At 38.8% G+C, this 18,972-nt stretch carries 13 protein-coding genes; 4 read left to right on the top strand and 9 right to left on the bottom strand.

The genetic code is table 11. The features are described from left to right. The first annotated feature begins 43 nt into the window (after positions 1-43). On the top strand, positions 44-1,228 hold the full coding sequence (locus AC27JP_RS06705; RefSeq protein ID WP_487113249.1) for an alpha/beta hydrolase-fold protein: 1,185 nt from the start codon (positions 44-46) through the stop codon (positions 1,226-1,228). Positions 1,229-1,477: 249 nt separating this feature from the next. Here the strand turns inward: AC27JP_RS06705 and AC27JP_RS06710 are convergent, their stop codons facing one another. From AC27JP_RS06710 to AC27JP_RS06720, 3 genes are read right to left on the bottom strand one after another with little or no spacing between them, the layout of a single operon-like run. Next, complete coding sequence (locus AC27JP_RS06710) at positions 1,478-3,880, bottom strand: FtsX-like permease family protein (RefSeq protein ID WP_487113251.1); 2,403 nt, start codon at positions 3,878-3,880, stop codon at positions 1,478-1,480. A 1-nt stretch (position 3,881) separates the two neighbouring features. Continuing rightward, the gene (locus AC27JP_RS06715; RefSeq protein ID WP_487113253.1) at positions 3,882-4,583 is read right to left on the bottom strand and encodes an ABC transporter ATP-binding protein; all 702 of its coding nucleotides are present in this window, start codon (positions 4,581-4,583) and stop codon (positions 3,882-3,884) included. A gap of 10 nt (positions 4,584-4,593) precedes the next feature. Next, positions 4,594-5,850, bottom strand: a complete 1,257-nt coding sequence (locus tag AC27JP_RS06720; protein WP_487113254.1) for an efflux RND transporter periplasmic adaptor subunit — start codon at positions 5,848-5,850, stop codon at positions 4,594-4,596. Positions 5,851-6,149: 299 nt separating this feature from the next. On the opposite strand from AC27JP_RS06720, the gene AC27JP_RS06725 reads away from it, so the two are divergent. Together AC27JP_RS06725 and AC27JP_RS06730 are read left to right on the top strand one after the other, a co-directional pair. Further along, on the top strand, positions 6,150-7,553 hold the full coding sequence (locus AC27JP_RS06725) for a sigma-54-dependent transcriptional regulator (RefSeq protein WP_487113256.1): 1,404 nt from the start codon (positions 6,150-6,152) through the stop codon (positions 7,551-7,553). A 78-nt stretch (positions 7,554-7,631) separates the two neighbouring features. Beyond that, positions 7,632-8,966, top strand: coding sequence for a sensor histidine kinase (locus AC27JP_RS06730; protein ID WP_487113258.1), 1,335 nt, complete (start codon positions 7,632-7,634; stop codon positions 8,964-8,966). A 709-nt stretch (positions 8,967-9,675) separates the two neighbouring features. Here AC27JP_RS06730 and AC27JP_RS06735 read toward each other — a convergent pair. The 4 genes from AC27JP_RS06735 to AC27JP_RS06750 all read right to left on the bottom strand — a co-directional run bounded on the left by AC27JP_RS06735 (position 9,676) and on the right by AC27JP_RS06750 (position 14,405). Further along, complete coding sequence (locus AC27JP_RS06735; protein ID WP_487113260.1) at positions 9,676-11,808, bottom strand: PKD domain-containing protein; 2,133 nt, start codon at positions 11,806-11,808, stop codon at positions 9,676-9,678. A gap of 274 nt (positions 11,809-12,082) precedes the next feature. Further along, entirely contained in the window at positions 12,083-12,496 is a 414-nt protein-coding gene (locus tag AC27JP_RS06740) for a RidA family protein (RefSeq protein WP_487113262.1), read from the bottom strand. Between the two features lie 37 nt (positions 12,497-12,533). Further along, entirely contained in the window at positions 12,534-13,466 is a 933-nt protein-coding gene (locus tag AC27JP_RS06745; protein WP_487113264.1) for an NADP-dependent oxidoreductase, read from the bottom strand. Between the two features lie 108 nt (positions 13,467-13,574). Next, on the bottom strand, positions 13,575-14,405 hold the full coding sequence (locus AC27JP_RS06750; RefSeq protein WP_487113266.1) for a pirin family protein: 831 nt from the start codon (positions 14,403-14,405) through the stop codon (positions 13,575-13,577). 473 nt (positions 14,406-14,878) lie between these two features. Here AC27JP_RS06750 and AC27JP_RS06755 point away from each other — a divergent pair, with 473 nt between their 5' ends. Beyond that, positions 14,879-15,766, top strand: coding sequence for a LysR family transcriptional regulator (locus tag AC27JP_RS06755; RefSeq protein WP_487113268.1), 888 nt, complete (start codon positions 14,879-14,881; stop codon positions 15,764-15,766). A 492-nt stretch (positions 15,767-16,258) separates the two neighbouring features. Here the strand turns inward: AC27JP_RS06755 and glmS are convergent, their stop codons facing one another. Beyond that, positions 16,259-18,091, bottom strand: a complete 1,833-nt coding sequence (gene glmS, locus AC27JP_RS06760) for a glutamine--fructose-6-phosphate transaminase (isomerizing) (protein WP_487113270.1) — start codon at positions 18,089-18,091, stop codon at positions 16,259-16,261. A gap of 14 nt (positions 18,092-18,105) precedes the next feature. Beyond that, the gene (locus tag AC27JP_RS06765; RefSeq protein ID WP_487113272.1) at positions 18,106-18,867 is read right to left on the bottom strand and encodes a DeoR/GlpR family DNA-binding transcription regulator; all 762 of its coding nucleotides are present in this window, start codon (positions 18,865-18,867) and stop codon (positions 18,106-18,108) included. Between the last annotated feature and the right edge of the window lie 105 nt (positions 18,868-18,972).

Raw genomic sequence — 18,972 nt, forward strand, 5'->3', positions numbered from 1 at the left:
CACTTTAGCGCTAGCGATAGCAAAATAATAATTAGAGATAACCATGATGAAAATCACCAATGAAAAAAACTTACTACCGTTCACATTAGCTGCTTTACTCTGTGCAACATATAACGCGTCAGCAAGCCAATCTCCGGTAAAAGAAAGTAATGAACCACTGGTCATTGCTGAAAAATTTACTTTCCAGTCAACCGTCTTGAATGAAGAGAGAACCTTCTACGTTCACCTGCCTACCGGCTATTCAAGCCAAGGGAACAAATACCCTGTGCTTTATATCCCTGATGGCAGAAGAAAAATGCAAAAAACCGTCGCCATTACCGATGATCTAGCCGATTTCTCTCGTCGCATACCTAAAATGATCGTAGTCGGTATTGAAACCAATAAAAATAGAACTGCAGATTTAAGTAGCTTAGCCAGCTCGAAAGCATTCCTAAACTTTATCACCACAGAATTAAAACCTTATATAGGAAGCACTTATGCTACTAACGGTGAAAACTTACTAATGGGTAGTTCTATGGGTGGAGAATTTGTCGTACGCGCACTTTTAGAGCAACCTGAACAATTTAATGGTTACTTTGCCATTAGCCCAAGTATTTACTACAGCGACTTCCAACTGGTTAAAAAAGCCAATGAAGTTTCTGACAGCAAAAAGACTATTAATAAAAAACTTTACTTAAGCGTTGCCAATGAAGGTTGGAATCAAGGGGTAGAAGAATTGGTTTACCATTTGAAAAAGCAGCCAATACCAGGACTAAAATGGCAATTTAGTAAACGCGAAGAAGAGTCTCATGGTTCTATTTCGATGATGCAAGCTCATCAGGACTTACAAGATTATTATGCGGCATGGGCTGCGCCACATTTTAAAAACACGCTCGATTTTGAACAAAAAGGCGGAATAAAGGGATTACAGGCACTTTATGCTCAGCGCGACCCTTCGGTACTTCCCATCGGCATATTAGATCATATGGCTTTGCTATATGTTGACCAGCAGCAAAGCAAAGAGGCAATTGAACTTTCATTACTGAGTGTCAAAGAGCACCCAACCTCAGGTAGAGCTTTACGTAACTTAGCCCATGTTTATGAAAAGCTAAGTATGCCTGAACTAGCATTATTGGCCTATGAGCAAGCACTGGCAACAGCCATTAAAAATAACCATCGAGCCAGTAGCATTGAATCGCATAGAAAAGCATTGGCGCAGTTTAAAGCAAAAAATATTATTAATGATTAAACCTTTACTATTTCAATAGTGCCGTTGAAGATAAACCTCTAAAAAATAACAGAAATACCAACTAAAAACTCAACAAATTTAATATCTGATTGGATACATTTGGCATCAAACTTGACTTAATATAAACATAAATTAAGTCAAGTTCTTCTATGCAATAAGCACTAAAAATGAAAGCTCAATAAAAATTTAATCTCTGTAGACTTAAATAAATAAAGGTCTTATAAGTGTATTAAAAATCAATACCTTGCATTATTCATAGCGCAAAATAAGTGAAGGTCTAGCGCTTGCGGCTTTAAAACCAAGTATTGCAACCGTCAACCAAGTAATTAGTGCAATACTGCCAGCGGCCATTAAATATACCGACAATGTTTGCTCAATTCGGTCATTAAAATTAGCTAACCATTCCCCTACTAACCAATAACTTAATGGGTAAGCAAGCAATATGCTGATCAATACTAGCAATAAAAACTCTTTAGCCAGTAAATTAACAATAGAAAGGCGTGAAGCACCAATCACTTTTCTTACCGCAACTTCTTTTTGCCTTCTTATGGTAGCAAAAGAGGCTAAACCAAAAGTACCTAAACAGGTTAAGAAAATGGCAAACAAACTAAAAACAGCCACCATATCTAGTGCTCTATTTTCATTTTCATGCGCATTAGCATAATCTTGTGCTAATAAATCAATTTGCACATCGTTTAAGTGTAACTCTTGCTCAACAAGTAATTTCACCTGCTCTGTTAGTCCAGTCATATTCGTACTATTCGCTTTAATCACCAAGTGCGCCGTGGCATTCTGATTATGTCCTAAATTAAAAGACACAGGTAATGCTTGCTGCCTTGCTGAGCCTATTTTGACATTCTCGATAACACCAACAATTTTGGCAGATATTTTATATCTAGGCTCTATGATAGTTAGACCAATAACTGATTCAGGTGAAGGATAACCAGCTAACTCAACCATTTTACGACTCACTAATACGCCAACTGTGCTGTTATTTTCCGCAACCTGCGTATACCAATCACCACTATAACTCGGTAAAAAGTCTCTACCCGCCAGCAATTTCAACCCTAAAGTTTCAACAGCGTAAAAACTTGTACTAACCGTAGGCTGAAAGCCTTCAACGCTTTCACCATTAGGCCATGTAAAGTTAAAGTTATATTCCATGTCATTGGTCAAATCAGTATTTGATACCGTTACTTGTTCAACGCCTGGTAAGTTTCTTATCGCGGTAGTTAAATTATTATTTTCCTTTTTATATACGGCTGCAGAAGGTAGTTCTTTAACCACTAAACGCGATGACTTTTCATAGCCAACTTGTAAATTGTTAATCAAATTAATTTGCTGATATAAAGATGCCGCAGCAATAATTAAACCGATAGACAAAGCACCTTGAAAACATAAGGTCAGTTTTCTGACAAATATCGCGGTACCACCACGCACTAAATCACCACTTAATACCCGTTTAGCACTAAAGGAAGCAATAAATAATGCCGGGTACAACCCCGAGAGTAAGCCGACAAAAAATATGATAGCTAGCGATATCAAGGTAAAGCTTGAACCATACGAGAAACTTAACTGTCGGTCCATCATCTGGTTAAAGTGTGGTAACGCAAACTCTACCAGAGCAAATGCTAGCAAACTGGCGAGTGCAACTACCAACAATGACTCAGTTAAAAATTGAGCTATAACTTGCCCTTTAGTCGCACCTAAGGCTTTACGCACACCAACTTCTTTGGCACGTTTAGCAGACTGAGCAATATTCAGATTAATAAAGTTGATACTTGCCACTAAAACCAAAATAAAACTTAGCCCTATGCAAATTTTCAATATCGACGATGAGCCCGGTTTTTTCATATAAAACGGACCAACACCTTGTAAATGCATATCTCGAATATTGATCAATTTATTAGTAATCGCAGGATTTCCGCTTTCTCCGAAAAATTCATAAGCAGCTTTTGAAAAGTATTGCTCAAAACTGGCAATATCGGTATTCGCCATAAGCTTATAATAAGCATAGCCGAATCCGCGTTCTTCAAAGTCAGCAGGCATTTGCTTTAAACTATCAAATTTAAAATGAGTATTTTCTTCAATATCACGAAAAACCGCACCAACTCGATATTGGCCACCATCATAATTTAAGGTTTTACCAACAACTTGCGTATCACCAAATAGGCGTTTAGCTTCTTTTTCACTCAATAATAATTGATTGGGTTCGCTTAGTGCCTGTTCAATATCTCCAGAAATAGCTTGTAAATTAATGAAATTTAAAATATTTGATGTCGCGGCATAAAAGTTATCTAATCGGTAGCTATTGTCTGCGATTTTTACGAGTTCGTTGGCGCCACCAAATAACATGCCAGCTTCAGTAAGTTTAAATACTTCTTCCACTTCGTTGTGATTTTTTAATGTGTCGGCAATGTTATAACGACTACTCGCTATTTGTTGTAACCCAACAGCGCTATAGTCAGTATGAGCAAGATAAACACGTTTACTATCAGGTTGTTGTTTATCATACGACAGTTCATATTGCGCAAATAACGCCATTAAAATAGCCGCAGCAATACCAATACTAAAGCCCACTAAATTCAAGAAAAAGTGCTGTTTATCTTTATTTATCGAACGAATTGCGGTTTTAACATAATTTATCAACATATCAGGCTACCTCTGTTTGCACTGCGGCGTCATTCGCTTTATCAATCATGATTTGACCATCAAATAAACGCACCAAGCGGTCGGCATAGTTACCTTCTTTTTCGGAGTGAGTCACCATAACAACCGTAGTGCCTTCACGATTCAGCTCTCGAAGCATAGCCATCACTTCATCACCATTTTTAGAGTCCAAATTACCTGTCGGCTCATCAGCCAATATTAATTTAGGGTTTATCACTAAGGCCCGAGCAACGGCAACGCGCTGTTGCTGACCACCAGATAATTGCTGCGGTAAATGTTCAGCCCTATGATCAATAGCAACCCGTTTCAATATTGCTTCTACTCGCTGCTTGCGCTCTGCTTTGGAGATGTTTTGATATTGCAATGGCAGCTCAACATTTTCATAAACCGTCAACTCATCAATTAAATTAAAACTTTGAAAAACAAAACCTACTGATGCCTTACGCAGTTTTGCTAACTCATTTTCACTGTAGCCGGCAATATCGTTTCCAGAAAATTCAAAACTGCCTGATGAAGGAGAGTCAAGCATGCCTAGTATTGATAACAGGGTAGACTTACCACAACCAGACGGCCCCATAATGGCAACAAATTCACCTTCGTTAACCTGTAAATTAATGTTGCTCAACGCTGTTGTTTCTAAGTCTTGGGTACGAAAAACTCGATTTAAGTTAGTTATTGTAATCATTATTATTTCCCTAATTTAATTGTAATTGTTGAGCGTTATCAAAATTGCCATAGCTTGAGGTGATCACCTCTTCTCCTAATGACAAACCCGCTATCACTTCAAAATAATCTTGGTTCTTCTTACCTAGACGAATATCACGACGAACCGCTTTGTCACCCGCTTGGTTAAGCACATACACCCAATGGCCACCGCTACTGGTAAAAAAGGCGCCACGTTTAAGCAATAAGGCATTTTCTTTATTGGCACCTAGCAAGAGCTCAGCATCAATACTCTGGCCACGTTTAATGCCGCTATCCGTTTGAGGTAAATCAACCTCTATCTGAAATTGTGATTGGTTAACACGGCTATCAATTTTGCTTACCTTCGCCTTGATATCTCCGGCGGCTAATTTAAGAATGACATCAGCACCTAAACGTACTTGGCTTAAATAGAATTCATCTAAACTAATTGCCAATTTATATTCATTAGGGATATCTATTTGCCCAAGCCGGGCACCACGTTGCTTAGATTCACCAATTTCCACATTCATCTCACTTAAGTAACCAGATACAGGAGCTTTGACGAGCAAGTTTTCTAGATTTTTACGCGCAAAATTTAAGTTTTTATCGAGCATAATTGCGCTGTCTTCTAATTGCTTCACTTGCACCTTACGAATGCTGTTTTCTTGTTTTTGCCTTTCAAGCGTCAACTCTTTTCTCTGTTGATAGTAGCTAAGATCATTGCTTAGCTCCTCTAACCTATCTTTTGCCATTGCCCCTGTGATAACCAGTGATTGAGACTGTTTAAGTCGGCGTTTTAGGTGGCTAATTTGTAGGTCAATTTCGAGCAAGTCTCGGCGTAAATTTAGTCGACTAGTTTCCATATTCATTTGTGTGTTACGTAAAAAGTTAAGTTGCTCAGTTACTTGCGCTTCTCTACTCATTACATCCAGTTGTAAATTAGTATTGCTTAAACGCACCAGTGCCTGGCCTTTTTCCACATATTCACCTTGCTCGACTAAACGTTCTTCAACTTGGCCACCAGCAATGGTATCAAGGTAAATAGTGGTTTTAGGCACAACTTGCCCGCGTATACTCAAGGCATCGATAAATGCCCCTTGTTTAACAGCACTTACCGAAATGCTAGCAAGCTCAAGGTTATGACTCCGTCCGCCAGCAGCCGATTGATTCATGCTATAAAACATAGCGGCCGCACCAATAAGACCAACAACAACAAAACTTTTCTTAAGGTGTTTTTGTAATGGTGACCGGGTTATTTTTTTATCCATAAAGGCTACTCCTCAAAATACCAACACTAAAATTGCGTTACCTTTTACTTAGACATTACAACTATTGTGCCAACAAACAAAACACATCAAAAACAACAACTTAATTAAATATTGATTTTTGTTGATAAATTAAGTGTCCACCTATAGAACAGTTATTTTTCAATGGTGTCCATTAATGGACAAGTTCACTGTAGACTCTCGAAATAACAATCAGTTAGACTAAGGGCTGTTGATGTTAAAAGAAAATGAACCCCAAAAGCTCAGCAACTCCTAAATAAAACAGCTTTGAGATGAAATGAATGAAGCAAGCAGGCACAATTCTAGTCGTCGATGATAATCCTGATATTTTAATCGCAGTAAAGCTGCTACTAAAACAACATTATCAAACGGTACTAACCACAGATAACCCCTTTGATATCGAAAAAAAGATTAAAGGTCAGCAAATAGATGTGATCTTGCTCGATATGAACTTTAATCTAGATGCTATTAGTGGTCAGGAAGGCTTCTATTGGTTAAAAAAAATCATTGCGCAAGATTCATCTATCGCGGTTATTTTTATGACCGCATACGGTGCCGTTAAAATCGCTGTTGATGCCATTAAAGCTGGCGCCACCGATTTTATTTCCAAGCCATGGCAAAACGAACATTTGCTTGGTGTCGTTGCCGCAGCATTTTCACATGCACAAGACAAAAAAAATGTTGAAAAACTAACTCGTCAAACACAGGGCTTAAATCACGCACTTAAAGCACAAACATTTAAGTTTTTAGGCCAGAGTAGTGCGATGAAAACCGTGTTTAACACCATTGAAAAGGCCGCCCAAACCGACGCGAATATTTTAATTACCGGTGAAAGTGGCACAGGTAAAGAATTGGCCGCACGTGCAATTCATCTTGCCAGTAACCGAAAAGAGCAAGCTTTTGTTGGTTTAGATATGGGTTCACTGGCCGAAAGTTTGTTTGAAAGTGAGCTGTTTGGTCATAAGAAAGGCGCTTTTACCGATGCTAAATCAGACAAGGTTGGGCGTTTTGAGCTCGCTCATGGCGGTAGCTTGTTTTTAGATGAGTTGGCCAATTTACCCGCCAACCAACAAGCAACATTACTTGCCGCGTTACAAAATCGCCAAGTGACTCCTGTAGGCGGCAATAAAGCCATTGATATTGATATTCGCCTAATTTGCGCAACGAACGAAAACCTACAACAAGCTGTCGTAAACAACAGCTTTAGACAAGATTTACTGTACCGAATTAACACCATTGAAATTCGTCTACCACCACTAAGAGAAAGAATCGAAGATATTCCACTACTAACAGAATATTACTTGAATTACTTTAATCAAAAATATAAACGAGTACTCAATATAGCGTCTAATGATTTACAACGACTTTGCCAATATCATTGGCCAGGCAATGTCCGTGAACTTGCCCATGCTATAGAGCGTGCCGTTATTCTTAGTGACAATGATTACTTAGATATTTGCTCTATTGTGCCCGCAGAACACTTAGCTGATGCTGATCAACCAGCGACATCGTCTAACGTTGAACAACAGCATGATCATTACGATACCTTTGACTTAGAAATTTTAGAACAGCGAGCAGTTAGAGCCGCGTTAAAGCACTTTCAGGGCAACGTTACTCAAGCGGCAAAGTCATTAGGGTTAACGCGCGGCGCTATGTATCGCCGATTAGAAAAATACAATTTATAGTGTCTATACTATCGACTATCAATATTATTGACATATTAAATCATCATGACCAAGCCCAGCTTTTAAGAATGACTCGACATGTACAATATTAATAAACAACCGCTGATCTATATGATCAGCAATTTAGCCTTAATTATTGGCTGTATTATACTGCTCACGCACTTATACATCAGTTCTGGTTTTTCATCGACTTGGTTTTTAATTTTAGTTGTATGCGCCTGCTTTATTGCGACCTTGATATCCATCATTAGCAAACAAAACAAACAACTAGTACAGGTTATCAGAGCCTTAGCCAATGGTGATAACAGCTTAGGCTTTTCAGAACATCATCCTATGCGCCGTTATTATGATCAGGTTAAACAGCAAATGCAGCTGGCAAAATTTGAAACCGAGCATAAAACCGAGTTCGTTAAAACACTACTAGTGCATATTGATCTTGCGGTCATTGTTTGTGATATTGACGGCAAAGTGGTTGAATCCAACCCTGCTGTTGCTCGGCTGTTAGGAAAAAATATAAAACACCTGAATGAGTTAAAACATATTGCCTCATTAGTCTCTGCCACCAAAAAAAATTTCCGCAGCACTGTGCCGTGGCAACACGGAGAAACTATAGATACTTTGTCTGCTCACCTAAGTTTTGCGCACATTCAAGGCCAAGAATATAAAATCATCACCTTGCAATCGATACATGAAACACTATTAAACAGAGAGCAACAGGCTTATAAGCGCTTAACTCAAGTGTTAACTCATGAAGTAGCCAATACCATTACCCCATTGGCTTCTATCGCACAAACTTGCCAAGCCTTGCTGCCAGCAGAATTAAGTTTTAGTAATGAAGAAGATAAACAAGACTTAACGCTAGCATTAACAACGCTGGCTGCTCGAACTCAATACTTAGGTGAGTTTATTGCCAGTTTCAGACAAGTGAGCAGTTTACCGACACCTCAATTAGCGCCCGCAACCTTGAACGACATTATAGAGCGCATCAGAATTTTGCATCATCAGCAACTTAAAGACCGCAATATAGTATTGAGTATTAACATGGCGCAGCAACAGTTAGTCATGTTAGACAGTGCGCAAATAGAGCAGGTGCTCATTAACTTAATAAAAAATGCTATCGAGGCATTATCTGTTCAAATGAGTCAGCACGATAACTTGCCCGCTCAAGCACAAATTACAATAACAGTAGCCAAAAACGATAGTCAGCAATTTTATGTGGAAATAGCCGACAATGGTGCAGGTATTCCGGAACATGTTCTTGATGTAATTTTTGTACCTTTCTTTACCACTAAGCAGCAGGGATCGGGTATAGGGCTATGCCTTTCTAAACAAATAATGATCAATCATGGTGGAGATCTCATCTACATACCGCAACCCAATGGTGCTTGCTTCAGGTGTATTTTTGGCTATTAGGTTAAGTTTATTTTAAATCATATTACTAAAAACTTTATAGCTGGGTAAAAAATATTGTTGTGGGAGAACCCTTCTTTTTAGGCTCTAGTTAACCAATTAGTACCAGCAAGCCCTTGCACGTAAAACAGTTAAAGAGTTGGCTTTCTTTGGCGGTAAATAGAATATCATGTTGGGTAGCAATCCCTTTATTGCCGGTAGCAACCAATGTAATGATTAATTCAATATCAACATCAGTGTAGGGAAATGCAATAGCTGTCGATGCCGCATCGGCGTTTGAAAAGATTATATTAGTAGCATCTGTTTACCAATGCAGCTTCACATTATCAGGATCAGAGACACTTAAGATAACCGAGTTACCACGGTCAACGGTTTGCGTTAACGCCATGGCAATTTCCTGGTGCTTTATTCGCGACAGGAGTCACTGCAGAAGTAGGTACAGGGACTGTGTTAGTGGTGTTTTAGCCTCCGCCTCCACAGCCACCAAAGAAAAATACACTTGCTAGCACAAACGCGAAAATTAAGTTTTTTCTATCATTCCTTGATTGATTAACAATGGCTTTAGCAAAAGACAAGCACCTCGAAGTTTATGGTTACCCTTATTGCTTTAATACTTAAACGCATCTATTTTTCTGACATTGCCACTACGCTAGTGATTATTATCGTAGTGACAATGCCTGCGTTTTATTATCGCCTATTAGCTTCAGGGGCATTAGTTACAAACCGTAAGTGCCAATATGTCTTCTTGCGAATCATCTAATTGATATTGATGAGTAAAGTAAGGTTCACCGTCATCACCATAAATTTGCCCTGCTACATTAGCCTTAAGACGAATGTTGATTACACCTGATGCTGGAAGTTTTACTTCAACAGGCTCTGCACCTACCGTTAGTGTGATGTCAGTGGTTCCACCAAATCCCATCTTTCCATATCCAGCTGGTGTTAGATAAAAAGAGACTTCAACTTGTTCAGCACCAGTATAAGTAGGGCAAGCAGTCAAAGTAATGTCTTTTCGTTGAAACACAGGGACTTTTACTTTTCCTAACGCTTGCACCGCATCATACTCTTCAGGTAAACGTAATGTGGCAGCTAATTGTTCCGTAAAACGGAACAATAATGTAGTTAAGGCGGCATCTTCTGCTTTGCTTTTCAATAAAATATCAAAATTACCATTTTCATCGCTGAAAACATCTGTTTGAAAAAAGCCAGTAACTTTGACCATAGGTACAGGTAAACCACCATCATCAACTAACTGACCAGTTACATTTACTTCATGCCATTCTTCAGCTGTGTATACAATGCTCATTGTTGTAGGGAGCGAATTTTGAACGCCATCGTTAACGATTAGTTGCAGGGTGTAAGTGCCCGCTAGATCAACGGTAAATCGTGTTGTTGGTACACTAATCAAAGAAAGGGCGCTTGCTTCAGAGCCTTCAGGCTTGTTAATCAATTCCCATGTATATGTTAATGGTCGCCCTTCAGGATCATAACTATCCGCGCTTGTTATTGTTTGAGCGCCTTGGATTTGAATGGCGATATCGTCAGGTAAAATTGCCACAGGTTTTTGGTTTTCAACCACGTTAATATGCACTTGATCCGTTGCTGAGTAGTTTATGCCGTCAAATACTTGTAAAGATAAAACGTATTCACCGATAACATCGGCCATAAAGCTAAACTTATGATAGCCATTAAAGTCATTAGGGTTCTCATATTCGCTGGTAACTGGTTTACTCACAACACTCCACTTGTATTGTAAATCATCACCATCGGCATCAGAGCTTGCACCCCCATCAAGTTCTAAAGCAATACCTAAATTAGCGATTTTATCTTCACCGGCATTGGCAACAGGTGCGATATTGTCATTAGTTACGTTTATCATGATTGATGTTTCATGAGTTAATGTGCCATCGCTAACTTCTAAGGTGACTTGGTAATCACCTAAATCTTCAACAATAAATTCAACAAATTCGGTAGTATCACCGCTTAGTGAAACGTTTGCTACACCTGCGGGAGGAGTTAACTTCCATAAATAGGTAAGTTGATTATTATCGCTGTCGTAACTGTTACTGGCATTTAACTTCACCGTTTGGCCGATTTTGTAGCTTGGCAAAGGAGTACTAATTGCAGCTACAGGCTGGCTATTCACTAATAGCTCTTCTGCAACTATGGCGAGCACTTTAGTGGCGGTAAGTTCATTAATGGTATTGGTTACGGTAAGTGTAATTTCATAGTTACCAGCAACATCAGTGATTAAATAAGCTTTCACTTTATCAGCATCGCCTATAACGCTAGTACTTGCTGTTGGTTTGCTGCTTAGCGTCCAGTGGTAGGTTAATTGTTGGCCTGTCGTGGCAGTACTATTTTCCGCACTAAACCAATTGACCTCACCAATTTTAGTTTGAATATTGCTATTGACTTGATTATCGCCACTAATTGTTGCAACAGGGTAACTTTGTGCATTTGGCTCGACAGTTACTGTTGACGTTATCGGTTGGCTGCTGATTTCACTATCTTTAACAATTAATGTTATTGTATAGACACCAAAATCTTCAGGGGTGAAAACAAAGTTATCTGCACTGTTGTTTGTTAAGGGGTAATCATCGCCATCCTCATTTTTTATAGCCCATTGAAAAGTTAGGGCATCGCCATCAGGGTCACTACTGGTTGTGCCGCTGACGGTAATTGAGTTATCAAGTACAATTGATGTAGCATCAAGAGTAATTGCAGCTACAGGGGCTTGATTTTTAACTTCTTCATTTTTTTTATCATTACTACTGCCACCGCCACTACACGCACATAATATGCTTACTAAAACTAAGGTACATATTTTCATATCAGGTTTCACTATTCCATTTTCCTTTTTTTCATTCCATTAAGGTGATTTAACTGTGTATTTCGTTGCTCGTAATGAGCTATGCAAATATTGCCGAATTATTTCAATGTTATAATTATGTTAATAAAAAACAATGCTTTAGTGGTAGTAAAAAAGTGACAATTAGTAGCACATAGATGACAAAACATGTGGTAAACAGATGATATTCCGTCATATACGAATATTATTGTTCGATTTTCGTACAAACCATGATCTTTTAAAAATCATCACATTCTGCCTCTTTTTGTTACCTTGCTAGCATCATTTCATACTCCACCATCATATTTGGCATACCCAAGCGCTGAACATAACGCAAAGTGCCAGTTGCTGGCTTCACTTCTACATCGACAAGATACTCTTCCCATAATGTTGCTATCGCTGAAAAATCATTGCTAGTTACTTCATTGACAAACGTCCAGTCAGTGCGAACAACATCATTAAGGGTAAAACCAGACTTTTCTATAAACTGTTTCATTTGCGCTAAAATAAGCCGAGTTTGGGCAACCGGATTGTTTGGGTATTGAGTAGTAAAATTCAGATCGCAATCAGCATGTCCAGTAACAAAAAATACCTCTTGAAAGTCACTGATTTTTAATCCCCAACTGAATGCATTACTAAAGTCAGGTAGATTCTCATTACGAAAAGCGGTTTTAATCGCCATAGTACACTCCAATTTTATTTGAGAAAGAATTTAAACATTAATCCATGCTCAATACGATTTTGCCTTTAGCTCGTTGAGATTCACTTAGTGCATGTGCTTCCTTTACTCGCTCTAGTGGGAAAATACTATCTATGTGCACAATAATTTCTCCAGTATCAATGAGTTCAGTAATTCTCTCTAGATCCCCCGCATTAGGACTCACCCACCAGCGCTGATAATGAATGTTAGCATCGCGCGCTTTTTCATCATCTATTTCATCCAACAAAGAAATGAGATAGCCGCCTGATTTAATAACATTCAGAGATCGCTCTAAAACATTAGAGCCGCCAACAGCAGCCAGCACACTATCTACTTCCTCGACAACATCCTCAAAACATTGTGTTTTGTAATCGATAAACTCATCCGCTCCCAATTTTTTCACGAATTCCTCATTGGCAGAAGATGCTGTACCAATAACATAGGCACCTAATGCTTCTGCCATTTGTACTGCGAAACTACCCACGCCGCCACTAGCATTGTGTATTAATATTTTTTCGCCCGGCTGCAAATGACCCCCCTGAGTTAACGCCTGCCAAGCTGTAGTAGCGGCTAAAGGTACTCCGGCAGCAGAGAAAAAGTCTAAAGAGCGTGGCATAGCGGACACGAGATGATTTTCTACGGCTGTAAACTCTGCGTAAGCTCCTTGCTTTGCAATGGGCATGTAGGCATAAACCGTATCACCCACAGAAAATTTAGAGACATCACGCCCTACTTCAATAACTTCACCTGCAACATCCCAACCTAAGACTAAAGGTAGGTTATGTACATCGGTATCTTTTAAAAAGCCCTCTCTTACCATCCAATCAACAGGGTTAACTCCCGCGCCTTGTACTTTGATGATGATTTGAGTATTCGAAACTTGAGGTCGAGATATTTTCCCTATTTTTAATTTATCAACACTTCCGTATTCTTCTATGTAAACGGCTTTCATAGATATTCCTCATATATTTTTTGTAAAAATCACCTAACAACAGTCATGATCTAGTTTCACGCTTAATGTTTTAATGAAAAACTTTGGAGTTAAACGTTAGTTTTTAAATCAAATGGTGCCAAACTTTCCAGCATTGTAATCTGTAATTGCCGTGCGAATTTCCTCTTCGCTATTCATTACAAACGGCCCATAATGAACGATATCTTCATTAATTCTGTTACCTGCTAAAACTAACGCTCCAGCACCATATTTATCAGCAGTAAAAGTTAATAGCTCTTTGGGTTCTACAATAATTAAATGGCCAGCTGTAACCTTAGGCTCAGAAAATGCGCCACTATGAACATAAACCAAGACATTATTAAAATGTGCTAAATCAAGCTCTACCTGACCATGGCTTTGTAAAGATAAATCTGCAATGGCACCTCCTGCAGATAAATCGACCAAAGGTGACGACGCTTCATTACCATTTAGCTGCCATTGGCCTGCTAGCAACTTCAAACACGCTCCCGTTTTGTTGACTAATACCGGTAAACTAGTCGAACCTTGATACTTAGCAGGCCGCAGTTTGTTTATAGCTGGCATATTGAGCCAAATTTGAAAACCATGAATACCATCTTTCGGATCAGCGATTGGCATTTCTGAATGGATAACGCCATAGCCAGTGCTCATCCACTGAACATTTCCGGCTTCAATGACCTTTTTATTACCTAGTTGATCTTTATGCTCAAAGCCTCCTTTAATCATATAAGTAAATGTTTCTATGCCACGATGTGGATGAGCTGGAAAGCCACCAATATAGTCATTTTCATTATTAGACTTTAGTTCATCCAACATTAAAAATGGGTCCAAGGCTTTACCTGAAAAGTCAGCCACTCTGGAAATATTAACGCCATCACCATCTTGAGTTTTTTTCGCTTTTTGAATATTTAAAATTTTCATTTTTTTTACCTAATGCATGCCAGTATTAATTCAAGTAGCTAGCCAAATAGTTAGTATCACAATAGTTTGATAGACCCACTATCACCTTACTTTTTGCAATGACAATAAAAAGTGAGCAACTTCATATAACCTCATAAATAGCCAAAATGCAGATGTTTTTTTCCAATTGAAAACAATACCCAATGACTTTTTGTACCGTTTGCACTATCGAAATTACCGTTACTTACCTGAAATAAGCTATAAGAACATGGCCGTTGGCAGCTCTGATAATTAAACGTTTAAACAGACCTTTTTTGCGTCATGCTCTACTTATGCAACAACCATATCAATCTATTTTTTAGATTTAAAATTCAAAATTACGCACCTTTCATTCGTTTAAATAGAACAAACTGCTTTTTCCAATTATAATGATGAAATAAGCTTGGTTTAGTTCGCAATAACATCTAGCGAGCAGGTAATTTTGAGGATGTACAATGTTAAGAGTTACTCTTGAACAATGGCGAATGTTTCAAGCTGTTGTTAAGTATGGTGGTTTTAATCAAGCCGCTCAGGGAATCCATAAAAGTCAATCCAGTATTCATAGTGCAGTGCATAAGATTGAACGTAATTTAGGTGTTCAATTATTTAAAATAGAAGGCCGAAAAACTCGCGTAACTGAAGCTGGCGAACTTATGCTTCAACGCGCAAATTATTTATTGGACGAAGCAACTAAAGTTGAATCAATCGGTCAAGCTTTAGGCGAGGGCACAGAAAGCCTGCTAAAAATTGCTGTTGATGAAGTTTTTCCACAATCACTGTTATATAAAGTACTTTCGGCAACATCAAAACAATATCCTATGTTGCGCATAGAATTGATGGAATCTATTTTAACGGGCGCGAAAGAGTTGCTTGCCAACACTCAGGCAGATATTGCCATTTCACCTTTTACCTTAGAAGACGGATATAATGAGGAATTATGTCAAATTAAATTTATTGCCGTAGCTCATCCATCACACAAACTGCATGCTATCGAGCGAGATTTAACACTTGAAGATCTTAAGTCTCATCGACAAATTGTTGTAAGAGATTCCGCACTTGCAACACGTCAAGATGTTGGCTGGCTAGGGGCAGATCAACGTTGGACGGTAAGCCATATGCATACGTCAATTAACATGATTGCAAGTGGACTTGGCTTTGCTTGGTTGCCGGTAGATTCAATAAATACCATGATACAAGAAGGGACTCTCAAGCCGCTGAAACTCAAGCATAATGCACAACGCAGTAGCAAATTTCATTTGATTTTTAAGGATGGGGATCGTTTAGGCCCAGCAGCGAGAACATTCATAGGAGAATTACGTTATCAATGTATGAAACATCAATAACTAAATTATGAATAATAAAACCTCAATAAGCGATTAAAGCAATCGAAAAATATTTATCACAGCGATAGGCTAGTTTTAGTTCGATCTTCTTGTCCAAATAAGCCGTAGAAGTATATAAAATAATGAATTCATCCCCATATCACTTATTCATGTCAAATTAGTCAATACTGGTTAACCTAACGGTGTTTACCTTCCTCATTTCGTGTGGGAGAGGAAATGACTCATCAAAGGCTAATCAAGCGCCAGTCTTCATATCAAGTCCATCCTATAGCACGTTAGACAATATACAATTATTTATGCCGTTCACCACAATAACAACACTCTATTAAATGTACTCTGATCTAGATTTAATAATTTTTCTTAATTTGTTAAAACAAAAAAGCGACTACTCATAAGAGTAAGTCGCTTTAATTCACGCGGCGGTAGTTCTAACTTTATTTGTATATTTCCAACTTTATTTAGAATCTACAAATACGCACATATTGGTAATAATTACTCAACCGTAACCGATTTTGCTAAGTTACGTGGTTGGTCAACGTCGGTACCTTTGATGATAGCTACATAGTATGACAACAACTGTAACGGTAAGGTATAAACGATTGGGGCGATTAAGTCATCACACACAGGTACGTTGATAACTTTCATGGTTTCATCGCTGCTAAAATTAGCACTCGAATCAGCAAACACATACATTAAGCCGCCACGAGCACGCACTTCTTCAACGTTTGATTTTAGCTTTTCAATTAGGTCATTCTTCGGCGCAACCACAATAACCGGCATTTCAGCATCAATTAACGCTAATGGACCATGTTTAAGTTCACCGGCAGCATACGCTTCAGCATGAATATATGAAATTTCTTTTAGCTTTAACGCACCTTCCATAGCAATGGGGTATTGATCACCACGACCAAGGAATAATGCATGATGTTTATCAGCAAAGTCTTCCGCTAAATCTTCAATAGAACTTGCTAACGCTAACACTTCTTCTAATTTATTCGGTAAAGTCATTAACGATTGAGCAATTTCAGTTTGCTTTTCTTGCGACATGCCATGATGTCGACCAATAGCTAAGGTCATCATTAACAAGCCAACTAATTGTGTGGTAAAAGCTTTAGTTGAGGCAACACCAATTTCAGCGCCAGCTTTGGTCATAAAGGCAAGATCTGATTCACGTACCAATGAAGAACCGGCAACATTACAAATCGTTAAGCTTGCGCGATAACCCAATTCTTTCGCCAAACGCAATGCCGCTAAGGTATCAGCTGTTTCGCCCGATTGTGAAATAGTCACTAAAAGTGCATTTTTTGGCACATGTGATTGGCGATACCTAAACTCACTAGCAATTTCAATATTACATGAAACACCGGCAAGCGCTTCTAACCAGTAACGCGCGACCATGCCTGAATGGTAACTAGTACCACAAGCGATGATTTGTACATGTTCTATTTCTTTAAAAATGTCATCAGCACCTTCACCAAAGGTTTGCGTGTCTAATACATTACCTAACAAGCGACCTTCCAAAGTATTACGAATAGCGGTTGGTTGCTCATAAGTTTCTTTTAACATGTAGTGGCGATATTCGCCTTTATCACCGGTATCATGGCTTACTTCTGATTCTTTAGCTTCGCGAACAACCGCATTACCGTCAACATCAAATACATTCACTTCAAAGCGAGTCACTTCAGCAACGTCACCTTCTTCAAGGAAAGCAAATTTACGGGTAACGGGTAATAGCGCTAACATGTCTGAGGCAATAAAGTTTTCACCAACGCCATAACCTACGACTAATGGGCTACCAGAACGAGCAACCACAACACGGTCTTTATCTCGGGTATCAACCACTACTGTGCCGTAAGCACCTTCTAATTGTTTTACCGTTGTTTGCACGGCGGCCAATAAGCTATCAGCAGATTTAAGTTCATGATGAACTAAATGGGCAATAACTTCAGTGTCTGTTTCTGAAACAAACTCATAACCTAAGCCCTGTAAACGTGTACGTAATTCTTCGTGATTTTCAATAATACCATTGTGAACAACGGCAATAGTTTCTGAAGAAACATGTGGGTGAGCGTTAATTTCACTCGGTGCACCATGGGTCGCCCAACGCGTATGAGCAATACCTGTTCCGCCTGCTAATGGATTTGCATGCAAAGCGTCTGCTAATTCTTGTACCTTACCTAAACGGCGAGCACGCTTGAGTTGATTGTCACTATTTATAATGGCAACCCCCGCAGAGTCATAACCGCGATATTCCAATCGTTTTAGGCCTTCAACTAAAATGTCCGCGACATCACGTTGTGCTACTGCACCAACAATTCCACACATAATTTCTATCCTTTTTAACTAGCGATAACGAGGTTAACGCCTTGCTTAATTATTTCATTTCGTACGTTTTCAGGCATATCAGCATCTGTAATTAACGTATGAATTTTATTCCACGGTAATTCTAAATTGGGTATTTTTCGATTTAATTTTTCAGAGTCTAGCATTACGATGACTTCTCTTGAGACTTCCGCCATCACCCGGCTTAAGCCTAATAATTCATTAAAGGTCGTGGTACCACGAGCCATATCAATACCATCAGCCCCAATAAATAACTGATCAAAGTCATAGGAACGTAATACATTTTCAGCAACTTGTCCTTGAAATGACTCAGAATGAGGATCCCAAGTGCCACCGGTCATCAATAAGGTTGGTTCGTTTTCTAAAGCATGGAGATCTGAAGCAATCGCCAACGAATTAGTCATCACCACTAAACCTTGTTTAGCACTAAGCTCACGCACTAATGCAGAAGTTGTACTGCCACTGTCTAATATAACGCGGTTATGATCTCGAATTAAAGACGCTGCCGTTTTAGCTATCAACACCTTTCGTTTCGAAACTTTTTCTGTTTTTGGTTCTATTATTTCATTTGGCAGCGGTACAGCTCCGCCATATCGGCGTAATAATAAACCACTATTCTCTAATACCGCCAAGTCCTTGCGAATGGTAACTTCTGAGGTATCAAACTTCTTAGCTAAGCTATCAACGCTAACTTCACCTAAATTACTTAACTCTGCAATAATGGTATGACGACGTTGTTGAGTATTTCGTTTTGACATTTCTTTCGTTTTACTCTTAAAAGTTTCGATTTAAAACTTAGCTATTAGAACAAAAGCTGAAAATAAAAACAATATTTATCTAAAGATCCGCGATGAATTCATCAC

The sequence above is a fragment of the Colwellia sp. SU-HH01172 genome, from assembly GCF_057553355.1.

What these genes read in the sequence shown, in the direction of transcription:
- AC27JP_RS06705 (WP_487113249.1), top strand. Translation starts at nt 44, where the DNA reads ATGATGAAAATCACCAATGAAAAAAACTTACTACCGTTCACATTAGCT.
- AC27JP_RS06710 (WP_487113251.1), bottom strand. Translation starts at nt 3,880, where the DNA reads ATGTTGATAAATTATGTTAAAACCGCAATTCGTTCGATAAATAAAGAT.
- AC27JP_RS06715 (WP_487113253.1), bottom strand. Translation starts at nt 4,583, where the DNA reads ATGATTACAATAACTAACTTAAATCGAGTTTTTCGTACCCAAGACTTA.
- AC27JP_RS06720 (WP_487113254.1), bottom strand. Translation starts at nt 5,850, where the DNA reads ATGGATAAAAAAATAACCCGGTCACCATTACAAAAACACCTTAAGAAA.
- AC27JP_RS06725 (WP_487113256.1), top strand. Translation starts at nt 6,150, where the DNA reads ATGAAGCAAGCAGGCACAATTCTAGTCGTCGATGATAATCCTGATATT.
- AC27JP_RS06730 (WP_487113258.1), top strand. Translation starts at nt 7,632, where the DNA reads ATGTACAATATTAATAAACAACCGCTGATCTATATGATCAGCAATTTA.
- AC27JP_RS06740 (WP_487113262.1), bottom strand. Translation starts at nt 12,496, where the DNA reads ATGGCGATTAAAACCGCTTTTCGTAATGAGAATCTACCTGACTTTAGT.
- AC27JP_RS06745 (WP_487113264.1), bottom strand. Translation starts at nt 13,466, where the DNA reads ATGAAAGCCGTTTACATAGAAGAATACGGAAGTGTTGATAAATTAAAA.
- AC27JP_RS06750 (WP_487113266.1), bottom strand. Translation starts at nt 14,405, where the DNA reads ATGAAAATTTTAAATATTCAAAAAGCGAAAAAAACTCAAGATGGTGAT.
- AC27JP_RS06755 (WP_487113268.1), top strand. Translation starts at nt 14,879, where the DNA reads ATGTTAAGAGTTACTCTTGAACAATGGCGAATGTTTCAAGCTGTTGTT.
- glmS (WP_487113270.1), bottom strand. Translation starts at nt 18,091, where the DNA reads ATGTGTGGAATTGTTGGTGCAGTAGCACAACGTGATGTCGCGGACATT.
- AC27JP_RS06765 (WP_487113272.1), bottom strand. Translation starts at nt 18,867, where the DNA reads ATGTCAAAACGAAATACTCAACAACGTCGTCATACCATTATTGCAGAG.